Source organism: Chthoniobacter sp. (assembly GCF_040003245.1).
GTDB lineage: Bacteria > Verrucomicrobiota > Verrucomicrobiia > Chthoniobacterales > Chthoniobacteraceae > Chthoniobacter.
In genome coordinates, this window is record NZ_JBDUCX010000059.1 from 1 (window position 1) to 14183 (window position 14183).

The following is a 14183-nucleotide window of genomic DNA, read 5'->3' on the forward strand; positions in this document are numbered from 1 at the left end:
ACATCGCGCGGCGCTGCCGACGCGAGAATTTCAAAGCGTGAAATATCCGGGTTAAAAGACTCACCCGTATACTCGGCATTCCTGAGGTAACCAGAACTGTAGTAGATCCTCTCATTCCTACTTTCAGGCCAATAGCGGCTGGTGAATTCAGTGAATTATCCGAAAACAATCTAAAGCTGTGGTCGAATACAATCGTTCAGATGCTTCAGGCTCTGGCTCCAGAAGGACTTAGTAAAGTTCCGGCCTTATACGCAATTGGAAAATTCAAGGCACTGAAATATTTTCTCCGCCACAAAGATAAGACAAAATTAACGGCTGCAGATATCGCGGAAGCCAAACGTGCGATGGAGAGCGGCAAAGCGGCAAGAACCGTCGCGGCAGACGTAGTCGACGGTATTCGTCAGCGGGTGCGAGAAACACTCGCTGAGCTGGTAAAACGGAAAGCTGGGGATTCCGACGAAAGTTCCCCAGCCAAGGCTGCTCATTGAATGGGGAACGTAAGCGCAAAATAGAGCGCGATGTTGCGGCGTGTCAAAAACCACGCCATCGACAAACTGCCAGCGGCCCTCTGCTGAACCGGTCTACACGACCGCGCCAGTTGAGGCACCGAAGGCTACATCAGCAACGCAACCGACTTGGATTCGGCTGCCAAAATCCGGCCGGCTCTGCCAATACACGGGTCTGAGCCGGTCGGCCATGAACGCGCTCATCTTGGGGCAAAATCCCCCGGTGCGAAGCGTGAGCTTGAAAAAGCGTTACGCCATTCGCGGATCGCGTCTCATCCACCTCGGATCGCTGCTGGAATACATCGAGGGCGTGGCTGCGGCACAGAACCCACCGGCTCCAATTCAGGAACCGGTGGACAAAGAAACCAACCCGGCTCCATCGGAGACCGGTCATTGAAATCAGAAACCGTCCATAATCATATGGCAAATAACATCACCAGCGGGGCTGCGGCCCCCATCTCCAACCTCGAACTGGCGAAAGCCGCTCAAACCGAGGTCCAAAACACCATGACGGAAAAACGCATCAGCTTTCTCGAAAGCTTCTGCGAGTTCAAAGACATCGGTGGCAAGGATGATGTCAAGGCAAGCGTCCTGAAGATCCTCAGCCGCTTCAATGGGGTAATTCCTTATCCCTTGCTTCAGGCGGTGTTCCTGGAGGTGGACCTGTTGAAGGCCCGCGAAGAGCTGAAAGCAGCCGGCAAGATCATCCAGGATGGCAAGAAAGGAAACATCGTCATCCGACTGGCGGAAACGAAGTAACCCACCCCGGCCGCGCTCGTCTCTCATCTGGGAGGCGGGCGCGACCTTCATTCCAGACCCGCGGGTCCAATCCCCGCGCGGCCTGAAATCACCTACAAACTTAACAACTTCCACTCCGGAGACACTATGCCATCAAAGGCTGTAAAAACACTGATCGCAGAAGGCCGCGCGATCTTGTCAGATTATCACAACCACTTCATTCACACCAAAGAGCTAGAAAATGTGCTTTTAGAGATGTTTGAGACAAAAAACAAACAACTCACTCGGCTTCAAGGACAGAAAAGCAAGTGGAACATCATCGCGCACGATGTCGACTATCCTAATCTTAGGAGGCTACCGCCCACACTCACCATCTACCGCGGGTCTAGGGAACCAGAAAAGCGCGTCGGCATATCCTGGTCGTTAGATCGCCGCATCGCTGAGCGCTTCGCCTACAAGGCACAAGTGGCAAAGCGGAGGATACTGATCGCACGCATAAGCGACCGGAACTTCTACGCGAATGGTTATACCGACGAGGAAATCCAGCGCTTGATTCCCACCGTGCTCACTGGAACTTGTTCATTAACCGATGTGCTGGCCTATACAAATATACTCAACGAACAAGAGATCGTGATCAATCCCCTTCATGTCACCATTATAAAGGAGGACAACTCAGTTCGCGATGCAATGAAGCAAGAGGTTGATTCACAAAAAGTGCCGATGGCATTACCGTTAGACGCTCTACTTGCAACAATGCAGCCAGACTAAATGTTGGGTGTCTCGCGCGTAAAGCAAGTTGACAAATCTTAGGTTCGTGCTAACATTGGATAGGATGTAACGAATCCATAATCACAATTCCCATCCGGGCCGTCTGGTGTCGTTACCACTAGACGGCCCATCTTATTGTCCGCGCACAACAACGCTGGCACAAAACCAAAACGCCCTGCCGGCTGTGAACCCGGTGGGCGTTGTTAAATACTAATGAACTATTACAATGATCATCATGCCAGAATGCTTGACGGAAGTCGAGCTAGAACCTACCGCGCAAGCGAATAAATCCGACCCTTTCAAGAGCACTCGCAAGTCGAATGTTCCTAAAAGCGCCGGTGAAGAATCAGAAATCCCACAGCAACCGAAGAACAAGGCGCACTGCTTTTGTCCCTTCTTGGCAGCCGAGCATGGAGAAGAATCAGCGGTGATCTTCCAAGGCTTGGGCTACAAGGTTGCCAAGAGCAAGAAGGTCCACAACGACCGGAAGTGGCATTACGACACGCTGGAGGCGTTGGAGGGACGCTGGCCCTACCTCAGCGACTCCGGTATCGGTGGCATCCTTGGGCGTCATGCCGAAGAAGGTCGTGTCTTCAAGGGGCACTTCAATCCGTGGCGACCTGACCGCACGAACTGGTATTCGATGTCGGACGACCTCATTGCCCGCGCACTGGATGACGACGGGAAACTGTGGTTCGATGTCGCTGTTGCCATTCGCTGCCACAGCATCATCGCTGGCACCCTGTATCAGAATCTCCGATACCACCTTTTGCTTCACCTGGCCGAGAACCCTGAATTTAGGGACATCCCCTACCACCGGATCAACAAGGCCGGTCTCGCCCGCGTGCTGCCGTGGTCCCTCTCCACGATCAAACGCGGATACAAGGAACTCCGCTCCAATGAGCTCGTTGCCGAGAATCCAGAAAGAGCCGGGGAATACACCATCTGCAACGAAAGCGACCTCGTCGTGCCGGAAGCGATGATGAGCAGTGCTAAACCAAAGCGCGTGTCGCGAAGCGGGTCATCCGTGGAGAGAAACGGGTCATCCACGGAAATGGGAATCGGGTCATCTGCGGAAATGACCGGTTCATCTACGGAGAAGATCGGGTCATCTACGGGTGAGATCGGGTCAAATACGGTGAGCAATAACCATTTAAAGCCATTTGAAAAACACATTCATAGACACCATTCACCTACCGTGGGTGGTGTTGATGCGAATGCTGCTGACGCAGCAAAAGGAGTTCATCAGGACATTGGCAATGAGCCTAGCTCTGCTCCGGTTCCCGGCAAAGAGAATGGCTCAGAGCCGTTGGATTTGGACACGATTCGTATTCGAATTGCGACACTGCTTCCACGCATCAGTGATTCCGAACAAGCCACGCTCAAGCAATGGGCCCCCGGTTTGGCGCAAAACTATATTCTGGACGTCCTTACTTACGAGACCATGCGTAACGCTTCGGCATGCGCAGACCCGGCAGAGGTGACGACCCTCGTCATTGGCGGCATCCGTGGTCTGGTCTATGAGAATGGAGCTTACGAGAATTGGAACCCAGACAAGTGCGAATTATGCATTCTCTGGTGCTTGGAGATCGTGGCGGGCGTTCTTTCCATCAAGGACGGTAAATTGCATAAGAAACTGGACCATTGGCTGCCGGAAGTCGATGGCATCTACCGCAACGGAATGCCACACTTCGTAGAGCGAAGCGACGCATCGCCAGAAGCCAAAGCGGAAATGCTCATCGAGGAAATTTGTTTTCGGAACAAGGAAGGGTGGCCGACATACAAGAGTGGTGACGTGAAGTTTAATGTGAGCTCATCCGACCGGAACAAAAGCGCCGCAGAGCAGTTCTTTCGCCTCCATTCAGAGCTGTCCGCCGAGAATGTGTGGGCCATCTTGAGCGACTGTGTCGAGGTTCAGACCCTCCGAACCAAACCCACGGGTTTTGATCTGCTATGGAAGACAAGGCAAGGAGTCCGACCCGCTTTCCTCTTCAACTATTGGGAGGAGATCAACGCGGAGATCGACGCTGCTCGGCCTCTTGCAGCTTGAGTGGGTCTCCTATGGTGCAACGATACGTCGACCTCGCTCTCACCGACGTGAACGAGCGCTTCAATCAGATTTCCGACAAAGTCACACTTTATTTTGGGGTGCTTGAGCGAAACACTCCGGGGTTGGGATCGCCAAAGCTGAAGCTTGAGGCGAATCAGGATCGATCCGTCGTGTTGGAAGTGAACTTCCACGGCGCAGCAATTAATCCCGCGTATCGCTATTTGAGCGAGTCGCAGCTCAACAGCTTTGGATTAGCAGTATCCCTAGCTTCAGCCACTCACTTCAACAGCGAGTTTCCGTTTTTGATTTTGGACGATGTGGTGAATAGCTGCGACGCCTACAAGCGACCACAATTGATCGAGCTCCTGAAAACTCATCTTCCCGGCGTCCAGGTGCTGCTGATGACGCATGACCGGTTGTGGCGGGACTTGCTCCACAAACGACTTCCCTCGTGGGTTCGGTTCGACTTCCATCGCTACGAGTTGGGAGTCGGCCGCATTTGTGAACCGGGGAAGGATTTTTACCAGCGCATCCAAGACGAGTTGAATAGAGACGAAGCGGAGAACGCAACTGGCGCACTCGCCCGGTATCTCGAAGACGCGGCCCAAGAACTTTGCGAGGCATTCGAGGTCGAGATGAAGTTCAACCGTCGGAACGAATACACCCTGGACCCGCTGTTGAATGGAGTTCGCACCCGTCTCGAAAAAAAGCTCGGGGCGACTCATCCAGTTGTCCTGGAAATGGTTCGCGTCACCCAGGACAATGCCTATCGAAACTGGGGAATTCACTGCAAAAACCCAGAGTCTCCGATCACTTCAGCCGAAATTGGAACTGTCGTCGCAAATTGGAAAGCTCTGGAGGCGCATTTCTACTGCCCTAAATGCTCTGGAATCCTGCGGTGGAACGAACCTGTGTTCCAATGTGAGTGTCGAGCAACAGTCCTGAAAAAGTGACGCCTCGCAAAATCGCCGTGGCTTGAATTCGCCCGCCAGCGCGTCTTTCGAGGCCAGGCGCGGTCCCGACATGGCCGAAAATGGGATATTTTTGAGACCAGGCGACTTCAGTGACGTGGGTGGATGTCGGTGAACGCTCGGCGGCTGATTTTTCGACATTTCTGGGTGTTGAGATTTGCGGAAGTCGGTCCGGGGCGGGCGCGGTGGCGGCGAATTCGACCACCTGCTCGGCCTGATTTCCACTTCTGCCGCACAGCGTGGGGTCGACAAATTGAGACATCCTCGGACATCGTAATATGTCCACAAACGTCGATGAATTTGTTCTGAAGTTTGTTCTGAATTCGGTTTCCTCGCCGACCCGAATAGAGGTAAATGTCTGGTATTCAGCACTAAAGGCAACATGTGAGCAACAAGAGTAACAAGCTGCCCTTCACGTTGCTCGCACAGCGCCTGCCCCTGCGCCTCCTGCGTAAGACGGAGGCGGATGCGTTGCTCTTCGGTGTGAGTGGTTTTCTCCCGCACGACCTGGGCGCCTTTGAAAAATCCACCCGCACTTATCTGCGCGGTCTTTGGGAAGCCTGGTGGCCGCGCCGGGCCGAGTTCGAGCGGCTGAAAATCGATGCCACGCTCTGGCGGATGAGCGGCCAGCGACCGGCGAATCATCCCCAACGGCGGCTCGCCGCGCTCGCGCAAATGGTCCGCCTCTGGCCCAAGATCCGGGCACTCGCCAACCGCGCTGAGCCCGGCGGAATCCACGAATTTTTCGCCAGGCTGAAGGATGACTACTGGGATTTCCATTATACGGTGACGTCGAAAACCGCCGTGCGCCGCATGGCTCTGGTTGGCGAATCCCGCGTTACCGAAATGCTTGCCAACGTCTTCCTCCCGCTGGCCATCAACCGGGATGAAGCGGGCTGGACTGACTTCAAAAAGCTGCGTGCGCCGCTCACCAACCAACGCGTCGAAGTCGCCGCCCTCCGCCTTTTTGGCGAAGGCGCCCGCAAGAAGGAGTTCCTGAAATCCGTCGCCCTCCAGCAGGGCCTCCTCCAGATTTACGAGGATTTTTGCCTGCGCGATGCCTCCGATTGTGCGCAATGTCCTTTTCCCCGACAGCTCGCCAAATGGTGACGGTCGTGTAATTTCGACGTTGGAGTTTTCCCGCCGCTACGTAAATAGACGCTATGCATGCCCCTGCCGCCCTTCGCGAAACGGTAGCCGACGTCGTCCATCGCACGCCGGTCTACGACATCCATACGCATTTATACGATCCGGCGTTCGGCGAATTGCTGCTTTGGGGAATCGATGAATTGCTCATTTATCATTACCTCATCGCGGAGAGTTTCCGGCAGTTCGATCTGCCCTACGACAAATTCTGGTCGATGACCAAAAAGCAGCAGGCCGACGCCATCTGGCAGGCGCTGTTTATCGATCATTCGCCGATTTCCGAGGCGTGCCGCGGCGTCCTCACGGTGTTGAACGCACTCGGTCTCGACGTGAAAAAGCGCGACCTTCCGGCGCTGCGCCAGCATTTCGCGAAGTGGCAGGTCGGAGACTTCGTTACGCGCTGCCTGGACCTCGCCAATGTGCGGCAGGTTTGCATGACGAATTCGCCTTTCGACGACCTCGAGCGCCCGGTGTGGGAGCGCGGCTTTACGCGCGACCCACGTTTCGTCGGCGCGCTGCGCATCGACCCGCTGCTCCTCGATTGGCCAAATACGGTGCCAAAATTGCGCGCCTGGGGCTACGACGTGAGTGTCGATTTCGGTGGCCAGACCTTCGGCGAAGTGCGCCGCTTCCTCGGCGACTGGACGAAGAAAATCGACGCCCAGTACTGCATGGTCTCGCTCACGCCCGAGTTCGCCTTTCCCGCGCACAACGATACCGCGCAACTCATCCAGCACGCCATCATGCCGCACGGCCGGGAGTATGGGCAGGCTTTCGCGCTGATGATAGGAGTGAAGCGCAATGTCAACCCACGGCTGCGTCTGGCCGGCGACAGCCTGGGCAAGGCCGACATCATGGCGGTGGAAAACCTGTGCTCGGAGTTTTCTGACAATAAATTTCTCTGCACGATGCTCTCTCGCGAAAACCAGCACGAGCTCTGCGTCACCGCGCGAAAGTTCCGCAATCTCCATGTTTTCGGCTGCTGGTGGTTCCTGAACAATCCCTCGATCATCGAGGAGATCACGCGGATGCGGCTCGAACTCATCGGCCTGAGCATGACCCCGCAGCACAGCGATTGCCGGGTGCTCGACCAGCTCGTCTACAAGTGGCAGCACTCGCGCGGCCTCCTCGGGAAAGTCCTGGCCGACAAATACGAGGACCTCGCGGCCACTGGCTGGGAGCCCACCCGCGCGGAAATCGAACGCGACGTGCACGAGCTCTTCGGCGGCGCGCTGGAGCGCTTCCTCAAGAGCTAGACCCGCCCTCGACACCCCGCCCACGCTGCGGTGAACTGCGCGGCTCCCCCGCCGAATGCTCGCCTCGTTCCTCACCACCATCTTCTTTTCGCTGTCGGTCATCTTCGCCGCCCGCTCGGCGCGAGTGCTCGGCGGGCAGACGGCGAATCTCGCGCGCATCTGCGTGGCCACGGTACTGCTCGCCATGTGGGCGCACCTCTTCGGACAGGGATTGCATGGCGGTGGCCTGCCGTGGTTTTTCGTCAGCGGCGTGATTGGTTTTGGCCTGGGAGACATGTCGCTTTTCGGGGCGCTGCCCCGCATCGGGCCGCGGCTGGCCATCCTCATCACGCAGTGTCTCGCCGCCCCTGTGGCCGCTCTGGTGGAATGGCTCTGGCTGGGCACCAACGTGCGGGCCGTCGATCTAGTCTGTGCGACCATCATCCTGGCCGGCGTCGCCATCGCGCTCGCGCCGGATCACGGCATGGAAGTTTCCAAGCGCACCTTCTGGATCGGCGTCCTTTTCGGAGTCGGCTCGGCGCTCGGCCAGGCCGGTGGCGCGGTCTTGAGCCGCAAGGCCAATGAAGCCGCGGCGCTCACTGGCTACGTCATCGATGGCGGCACGGCGGCCTATCAACGGGTGGTCGGGGGTCTGCTCATGACCATCGTGGGCTTCCTGCTGATCCGTCGCACGCAACCCAAGGTCGACGCGCCGAAACCCGAGGATCGCTGGGAGCGCGGCAGCATCTTCGTCCTGGCCAACGCCCTGGCCGGCCCGACGCTCGGCGTGGGCTGTTACCAACTGGCCCTGCGCAGCACGCCCAGCGGCATCGTCCTGCCCATCGTGGCTACTTCGCCGCTGGTCACGATCATCCTGTCCTTTTTCATCGATGGCACCCGCCCCAGCCGCCGCGCCGTCCTCGGCGGCCTGCTCGCCGTCGTCGGGGCGGTCCTTCTGAAGGATGCCCAGGCCAATTGGTGGCTGGTGCGAAAATGCCTGAACATTTAAACGCCTGCTGTAGTCTCAGCTACCTTATGAAGAGATTCCTCACCCAATTATTCACCGTCTGCGCAGTCCTGACCCTCGGCGCTTCTGCAGCGTTCGCGGCGGAAGGATGGGGCGAAAACTATGAAAAGGCTGCGGCCCAGGCCAAAGCCGAGAAAAAGCTCCTGCTGCTCGATTTTACCGGCTCCGATTGGTGCGGCTGGTGCATCAAGTTGAACAAGGAGGTCTTCTCACAAGCCGAGTTCAAGGAATACGCGGCCAAGAATCTCGTGCTCATGGAAGTCGATTTTCCGCAGACCAAGCCGCAAGCGGCCAACATCAAGGCGCAGAATGCGCGCTTGCAGGCCAAGTACAAGATCGAGGGCTACCCGACCATCGTCGTCCTGAATCCCGATGGGAAGAAGGTCGGCGAACTCGGCTACCAGCCCGGCGGCCCGAAGGCCTTCACCGCCGCGCTCGATGGCTTCAAGAAGTAAAGCTCAGCCAACCATTTCATAACGAGACGGCCCGGTGAAAACCGGGCCGTTTTCGTTTTGAACTCGTTTCGATCAATAGGACTTCGCCCACACCACGCGACGCTTGCTCGGCTCGCCGGTAAGGACGCACTTTCCATCCTCCTCCGGTGCGTTGAAGGGGATGCAACGGATCGTCACTTTGAGGTCTTCCTTGATCTTTTCTTCCACTGCGCGCGAGCCATTCCAGTGGGCCAGCGCGAAGCCGCCGTGGATCTCCGGTTTTTCGGAATTCTTCGGCGTGAAGTACGCGTAGAAGTCTTCTTTGGTATCGATCTTCACCGTATTCGCATCGCGATAAGCGGACGCGCGCGCCAGCAGTCCCGCCTGGATTTCCTCCAGGATCGCGCCTGCTTTGCCCACGAAATCCGCATTCGGTACAAACTCCTTTTCCTTCGGCCCACGATCGCGCCGCGCCACGGCCACGCTGCCCTTTTCGAGGTCGCGCGGTCCCAGTTCGACACGGATCGGCACGCCCTTCTTGATCCACTCCCAACTCTTCGTGCCGCCGCCGATATCGCGCTTGTCGACTTCGACCGTGATCTTCTCGCCACCAAACGCCGTCTGCGCGCGCAGCTCCGCGGCCAGCTTGTCCGCCGCGGCAAAAACCGCGTCGCGGGTGTCGGGCTTGGGAGCGATGGGCAGGATGACCACCTGTGCCGGTGCAATGCGCGGCGGCAGCACCAGCCCGTCATCGTCCGCGTGCGCCATGAGCAGCGTGCCGATGAGCCGCGTGCTGACGCCCCAGCTCGTCGTCCACGCCAGTTCCTCCTTGCCCTCGCGCGACTGGAATTTGATCCCGCTCGCCTTGGAGAAATTCTGCCCGAGGAAATGCGATGTGCCCGCCTGGATCGCCTTGCGATCCTGCACCATCGCCTCGATGCACAGCGTCTTCACCGCGCCCGGGAACCGCTCCGCCTCGCTCTTCTCCCCGGTAATGACCGGCAGCGCGAGATAGTCGCGCGCGAATTTCTCGTAGAGCCCGAGGATGAGATCCGTTTCCGCCAGCGCCTGCTCGGCGGATTCGTGCGCGGTGTGGCCTTCCTGCCACAGGAATTCGGCGGTGCGCAGGAAAAGACGCGGGCGCATTTCCCAGCGCACGACGTTGCACCATTGATTGATGAGAATCGGCAGATCGCGATAGCTCTGCACCCACTTCGCATAGCTCGCCCCGATGATCGTCTCGCTCGTCGGCCGAATGATCAGCGGCTCGGTCAGCTCCGCGCTCGGCGCCGGACGCAACCCGCCGCGCCCGTCCGATTCCAGGCGATGATGCGTTACCACCGCGCACTCCTTGGCGAAGCCCTCCACGTGCTCCGCCTCCTTCGCGAGATACGAGAGCGGAATGAACAGCGGGAAGTAAGCGTTCTTGTGCCCGGTCTCCTTGAGCATCCCGTCGAAGATGCGCTGCATGTTCTCCCACAGGCCATAGCCCCAAGGCTTGATGACCATGCACCCGCGCACGTCGCTGTTCTCGGCGAGATCGGCGGCGCGCACGACCTGCTGGTACCACTCCGGAAAGTCTTCGTCGCGGCGCGGGGTGATGGCGGTTTTCTCTTGGGGCGGCTGGCTCATGGTTTTGGGAAAAGGGGAGGCGAAGCTAGACGCTGCCCCTATTTCCCGCAAGGCGGCGCTTAGAGGCTATTCAAAATAAGCTCTCTCCTCGCGTGTCATTCTGAGCGGAGTGTAACGCAGTCGAAGAACCCCGTCGCATAACGAGCGACACGGCTGGTAGAGCGACGGGGTCCTTCGACTTCGCTCAGGATGACACCGCGAAATGAGGTGTAAATTATTCCGCGTTCGCGCCCGATTCGGCCAGCCATCCTTGAAACTCTGACGAACCGTAGACATCTCGCCAATGTTCCCCCGTATCAATCAGGCCGAAAGTTGTAGCGGCACGCAGTAGTCTGCCCCGTTCCTGCTCGGTCCACTCCGGAAGCTCGCGTTCCAGTTTTTCCTGATAGCGGCGGCGAGCGCGCTGATTCATGAGACTTCCGAGATGGAGACGCTGCGACAGCGTCACCGAGCGAATGATTTCAATCTCGTGCGGAAGCAGAGGCTCCATACTCATAACATCGCAATAAACTTCCCGAAAAACTCGACGCCTTTCTCCAGGTCCGCAACTGCAATGTGCTCGTCCTTCGTGTGCGCCTGCAGGATCGTTCCCGGGCCGAGGGCCACGGCGGGCATCCCGCGCTCGGCGAAGAAGCAGGCGTCGCACAGCCAGGGTGCCGTCACCGGTTTCGCGCCGCATTCGCCGAGCTTCACTATGAGCGGATGCGCTGGGTCGGTGTAGAGAGCCGGGGCGGGGATGCAGGAAATCTCGATGTCCGCGCAGACACGTTCCAGCCGTTCGCGGAAGCGCTCGATGATCCCCGGCTGATAGTGCGCGGGCACGAAGCGCATATCCACGCTCGCCTCGCAAAAATCGGGGATGATGTTCGTTTTTGTCCCGCCGCGGATCGTGCCGATGCTCAGCGTGGAGCTGCCCAGCTTCGGGTCGCGCTGCTGCGCAAACTCCGCGGCGAATTCCGTGCGGATCACCGCCAGCACATCGAGCATCTTGTCGATCGCATTGCTGCCCAGTTCCGGCCGCGAGGCATGCCCGGCCAGTCCGGTCGTGCGCATATTGAAAAACGCGCAGCCCTTGTGCGCATGCACCACCTCCAGGTCGGTCGGCTCGGCGGCAATCACGAAATCAAAACGCTCCTGGGCCGCGAGCGCCCGCGAGCCGTGCTGATCGGCCTCTTCACTCATCAGCCCGGCAAACCAAATCTCATGGCCCAGCGAAGGCAGTTTCTCGCGTGTTTCCTTCAGCGCCCAGAGCATCGAGGCCATCGGCCCTTTGGTGTCGCTCGCCCCGCGGCCCCACACTTTGCCCTCGCGCACCTCGCCGGAAAAGGGATCGATACTCATCCCGCCCACGCTCACCGTGTCGGTATGCGGCGCAAAGAGCACCCGCGGTTTTCCGGCCCGGTCCCCCGGCCAGCGGGCCACCACATTTGGCCGATCCGGCAGCACTTCCCGCAGTTCCACCTCCGCGCCGATGCCACGGAGAAATTCCACCAAATAGGCCGCGATTCGCGCTTCGCCCACGCCATCCGTGCCCGGGTCGCCGTGCGGATTCACACTCGGAATGCGGACCAGGTCATGGAGAAGCTCGACTACGTTGCGCGGTGCGGACATGCGCCGGGCAGTGTCGCGGATGCCCCGCGCCCGGGCCAGCCCTTTCCGCTCCGCCGCCCCCGCCCAACGTAACATTTTGGCAACAAGCCCGATAAATACGGACGCCCATCCGCTCCCGGTGCTACGATTCCTTTCCCCAGTTTCCCGCTTTTTTCATGAGCTACCGCATCAAGACCCACGGACGCATTGGCGCCGAGCTGCAACGTGTTGCCGACGAGGAGATCGCGGCCGCCCAGGTGCTGTTGCAGTCCCTCGATCGCGCCGGCGCCACCGAGGCCATCCACGACGCGCGCAAGCACTTCAAAAAACTGCGCGCCCTCGTGCAGCTTCTGCGCGAGCCCCTGGGTGCGAAAGGCGTCCACGCCGAGCAGATCTTTTACCGCGATGCCGGTCGCGAGTTTCAGCGTCTGCGCGATGCCCAGGCGCAAACCGCCACCCTGGAGACTCTCGCTGAGCGCTTCTTCGAGACGAAGCGTCCACCGATCGTGATCGCCGCGCGCCGCGTGCTCGCGATGGAGGAGCAGCGGGCTCGCCGGATGCTGGCGAAAGAGGGTGGGTGTGATGCGGTGCTCGACGGCTTGCGCGCGGCCCGCCTGCGCGCGGCCGACTGGAAGCTCGACGACTATCGCTGGAAAGAACTGCGCACCGCCCTGCACCGCGGCTATCGCCGGGCGCGAGAGGCCTGGCGCCACGCCCGCGATGAACCGAAACCGCGCGCGCTCCACGACTGGCGCCGCCGCACCAAGGACCTCCTCTATCACGTCAGCCTGTGCCACAGCCTCGCGCCCGATTTCATGGAAGAATTGGCCGGCGAACTCGAAGTCCTCGGGGAATTTCTCGGCGACGATCACGACCTCGTCGTCCTGCGGGATCTGCTCGAGCGGCACCCGCGCGATGTCCCCGCCGGTGATACCCGCGCGGCTTTTTTCGAGATGGTCGCGCTGCGCCGCGAGGAACTGCTCGACGCCGCGTTTGATCTCGCGGGGCGCGTCTTTCTCGAATCACCCGGGGAGTTTATCGAGGCCCTCGACGAGCGTCGCGACGAGCATCGACAGCGTCGCAAAAAGGCCCAGCGCATCGCCGAACGCCTCGTGATGCCGGTTTGAGCGATGCCCGAAAACCCGCTCGACATCGTTCCGGCCGCTGCCCTATGGCTCCCGCCCTGTTGAAAGGTTTACGAGAGCATGCCCATCACCTACGTCATTGAGGAGAAGCGGAAATTGGTGCGCACCGACGTGGTTGGCGCCATCGCCGTGCAGGAAATCCTCGGCCACCTCGCGTCCCAGAAGAAGGGCCAGACGGTGACTTACCGGGAGATCGTGGATGTGCGCGGGGTCACGCCGCCTTATCTTTCCAGCTCGCAAATCTGGCAGGCCGCCCAGGCCGCCCTCGCCGTGGTGCTGGAATGTCCGGCCGGTCCACGGGCCCTCGTGGTGACCCACGAAGCCGTCTACGGCATGTGCCGGATGTTTTCCACGTTGGTCGAGGAGACCTTTCCCATCCGCGTTTTTCGCGATCCCATTGCCGCCGAGCATTGGCTCATGGAAGAGCATCAGCCGATCGATCCCCAATAGCGTAACGCCCCTGTTTTAAGGCGCGCCGAGTGAAATTTTCCGCAATGGAGCCAACAGAGCCAATGGAGCAAGGCACTTTTTTCGCCGAGTCATGCCACACTTCCCCGCATGAACTCCGACGAATCCCACTCCGTCCGCCACGGCAAGATCGCCCACTTCCCGTCGGCTATAGCCATGGCCAGGAATCATTATCGGCCCGGGGCTATTATGCTGCAGTCCCTTTGGGACACGCCCTGCGGCGTCACGCGGGCGCCTTCTCCAGCGCCTATCACGAAACGATTTTGGGCAGCTTCTCTGATGGAGCGGCTGGGAAAGGCTCGCGCTCATCAAGCGCGAATCAAGGCGAATCAAGGCGCGCGAAAATTGGCAGCATTACCGGAGCCCGTGCCCTGCGACCGAAGCAAATCAAGGAGCTGGGCCGAAGAAACCGGAACCGATTTTAAGGTGCCTTAAGCCCCCTTAAGGCGATTTAAGGTTCGAGTTTTTTTCAA

Annotated in this window: 15 protein-coding genes; 12 read left to right on the forward strand and 3 right to left on the reverse strand. The window is 59.0% G+C overall.

The window, feature by feature from the left end; genetic code table 11:
* Positions 1-200: 200 nt before the first annotated feature.
* The 10 genes from ABJF10_RS10245 to ABJF10_RS10290 all read left to right on the forward strand — a co-directional run bounded on the left by ABJF10_RS10245 (position 201) and on the right by ABJF10_RS10290 (position 8896).
* Positions 201-488 carry a hypothetical protein gene (locus tag ABJF10_RS10245; RefSeq protein WP_348544463.1) on the forward strand — a complete coding sequence of 96 codons (288 nt, stop codon included), beginning with the start codon at positions 201-203 and terminating at the stop codon, positions 486-488.
* A 208-nt stretch (positions 489-696) separates the two neighbouring features.
* Positions 697-903: a hypothetical protein gene (locus ABJF10_RS10250; RefSeq protein WP_348544464.1), complete on the forward strand. Its 207-nt coding sequence runs from the start codon at positions 697-699 to the stop codon at positions 901-903.
* Positions 900-1265 (forward strand): hypothetical protein, encoded by a 366-nt coding sequence (locus tag ABJF10_RS10255; RefSeq protein ID WP_348544465.1) that lies wholly within the window; start codon positions 900-902, stop codon positions 1263-1265. The genes ABJF10_RS10250 and ABJF10_RS10255 overlap by 4 nt, the downstream gene beginning before the upstream one ends.
* Before the next feature lie 126 nt (positions 1266-1391).
* A complete protein-coding gene (locus tag ABJF10_RS10260; protein WP_348544466.1) occupies positions 1392-2012 on the forward strand; it encodes a hypothetical protein in 621 nt (206 codons plus the stop codon).
* A gap of 226 nt (positions 2013-2238) precedes the next feature.
* Complete coding sequence (locus tag ABJF10_RS10265) at positions 2239-4062, forward strand: hypothetical protein (RefSeq protein ID WP_348544467.1); 1824 nt, start codon at positions 2239-2241, stop codon at positions 4060-4062.
* 47 nt (positions 4063-4109) lie between these two features.
* Entirely contained in the window at positions 4110-5015 is a 906-nt protein-coding gene (locus ABJF10_RS10270) for a hypothetical protein (RefSeq protein WP_348544468.1), read from the forward strand.
* Positions 5016-5417: 402 nt separating this feature from the next.
* Positions 5418-6143 (forward strand): DUF2851 family protein, encoded by a 726-nt coding sequence (locus ABJF10_RS10275; protein ID WP_348544469.1) that lies wholly within the window; start codon positions 5418-5420, stop codon positions 6141-6143.
* Between the two features lie 53 nt (positions 6144-6196).
* Positions 6197-7435 (forward strand): glucuronate isomerase, encoded by a 1239-nt coding sequence (locus ABJF10_RS10280; protein WP_348544470.1) that lies wholly within the window; start codon positions 6197-6199, stop codon positions 7433-7435.
* Positions 7436-7490: 55 nt separating this feature from the next.
* Positions 7491-8423, forward strand: coding sequence for a DMT family transporter (locus ABJF10_RS10285; protein ID WP_348544471.1), 933 nt, complete (start codon positions 7491-7493; stop codon positions 8421-8423).
* A gap of 26 nt (positions 8424-8449) precedes the next feature.
* Positions 8450-8896: a thioredoxin family protein gene (locus ABJF10_RS10290; protein ID WP_348544472.1), complete on the forward strand. Its 447-nt coding sequence runs from the start codon at positions 8450-8452 to the stop codon at positions 8894-8896.
* A 72-nt stretch (positions 8897-8968) separates the two neighbouring features.
* Here the strand turns inward: ABJF10_RS10290 and proS are convergent, their stop codons facing one another.
* The 3 genes from proS to ABJF10_RS10305 form a co-directional block, all read right to left on the reverse strand.
* Positions 8969-10507 (reverse strand): proline--tRNA ligase, encoded by a 1539-nt coding sequence (gene proS / locus ABJF10_RS10295; protein ID WP_348544473.1) that lies wholly within the window; start codon positions 10505-10507, stop codon positions 8969-8971.
* 214 nt (positions 10508-10721) lie between these two features.
* Positions 10722-10997: a hypothetical protein gene (locus ABJF10_RS10300; protein ID WP_348544474.1), complete on the reverse strand. Its 276-nt coding sequence runs from the start codon at positions 10995-10997 to the stop codon at positions 10722-10724.
* 2 nt (positions 10998-10999) lie between these two features.
* A complete protein-coding gene (locus tag ABJF10_RS10305; protein ID WP_348544475.1) occupies positions 11000-12118 on the reverse strand; it encodes a M20 family metallopeptidase in 1119 nt (372 codons plus the stop codon).
* A 155-nt stretch (positions 12119-12273) separates the two neighbouring features.
* Between ABJF10_RS10305 and ABJF10_RS10310 the strand changes: the two genes are divergently transcribed.
* Both ABJF10_RS10310 and ABJF10_RS10315 read left to right on the forward strand, forming a co-directional pair.
* The gene (locus ABJF10_RS10310; protein ID WP_348544476.1) at positions 12274-13224 is read left to right on the forward strand and encodes a CHAD domain-containing protein; all 951 of its coding nucleotides are present in this window, start codon (positions 12274-12276) and stop codon (positions 13222-13224) included.
* Between the two features lie 78 nt (positions 13225-13302).
* Positions 13303-13692 (forward strand): hypothetical protein, encoded by a 390-nt coding sequence (locus ABJF10_RS10315; RefSeq protein WP_348544477.1) that lies wholly within the window; start codon positions 13303-13305, stop codon positions 13690-13692.
* Positions 13693-14183 lie beyond the last annotated feature (491 nt).

Excerpts from the sequence above, each read along its gene's own strand:
- ABJF10_RS10245 (WP_348544463.1), top strand. The coding sequence starts at position 201 with ATGCTTCAGGCTCTGGCTCCAGAAGGACTTAGTAAAGTTCCGGCCTTA.
- ABJF10_RS10250 (WP_348544464.1), top strand. The coding sequence starts at position 697 with ATGAACGCGCTCATCTTGGGGCAAAATCCCCCGGTGCGAAGCGTGAGC.
- ABJF10_RS10260 (WP_348544466.1), top strand. The coding sequence starts at position 1,392 with ATGCCATCAAAGGCTGTAAAAACACTGATCGCAGAAGGCCGCGCGATC.
- ABJF10_RS10265 (WP_348544467.1), top strand. The coding sequence starts at position 2,239 with ATGATCATCATGCCAGAATGCTTGACGGAAGTCGAGCTAGAACCTACC.
- ABJF10_RS10280 (WP_348544470.1), top strand. The coding sequence starts at position 6,197 with ATGCATGCCCCTGCCGCCCTTCGCGAAACGGTAGCCGACGTCGTCCAT.
- ABJF10_RS10285 (WP_348544471.1), top strand. The coding sequence starts at position 7,491 with ATGCTCGCCTCGTTCCTCACCACCATCTTCTTTTCGCTGTCGGTCATC.
- ABJF10_RS10290 (WP_348544472.1), top strand. The coding sequence starts at position 8,450 with ATGAAGAGATTCCTCACCCAATTATTCACCGTCTGCGCAGTCCTGACC.
- proS (WP_348544473.1), bottom strand. The coding sequence starts at position 10,507 with ATGAGCCAGCCGCCCCAAGAGAAAACCGCCATCACCCCGCGCCGCGAC.
- ABJF10_RS10300 (WP_348544474.1), bottom strand. The coding sequence starts at position 10,997 with ATGGAGCCTCTGCTTCCGCACGAGATTGAAATCATTCGCTCGGTGACG.
- ABJF10_RS10305 (WP_348544475.1), bottom strand. The coding sequence starts at position 12,118 with ATGTCCGCACCGCGCAACGTAGTCGAGCTTCTCCATGACCTGGTCCGC.
- ABJF10_RS10310 (WP_348544476.1), top strand. The coding sequence starts at position 12,274 with ATGAGCTACCGCATCAAGACCCACGGACGCATTGGCGCCGAGCTGCAA.
- ABJF10_RS10315 (WP_348544477.1), top strand. The coding sequence starts at position 13,303 with ATGCCCATCACCTACGTCATTGAGGAGAAGCGGAAATTGGTGCGCACC.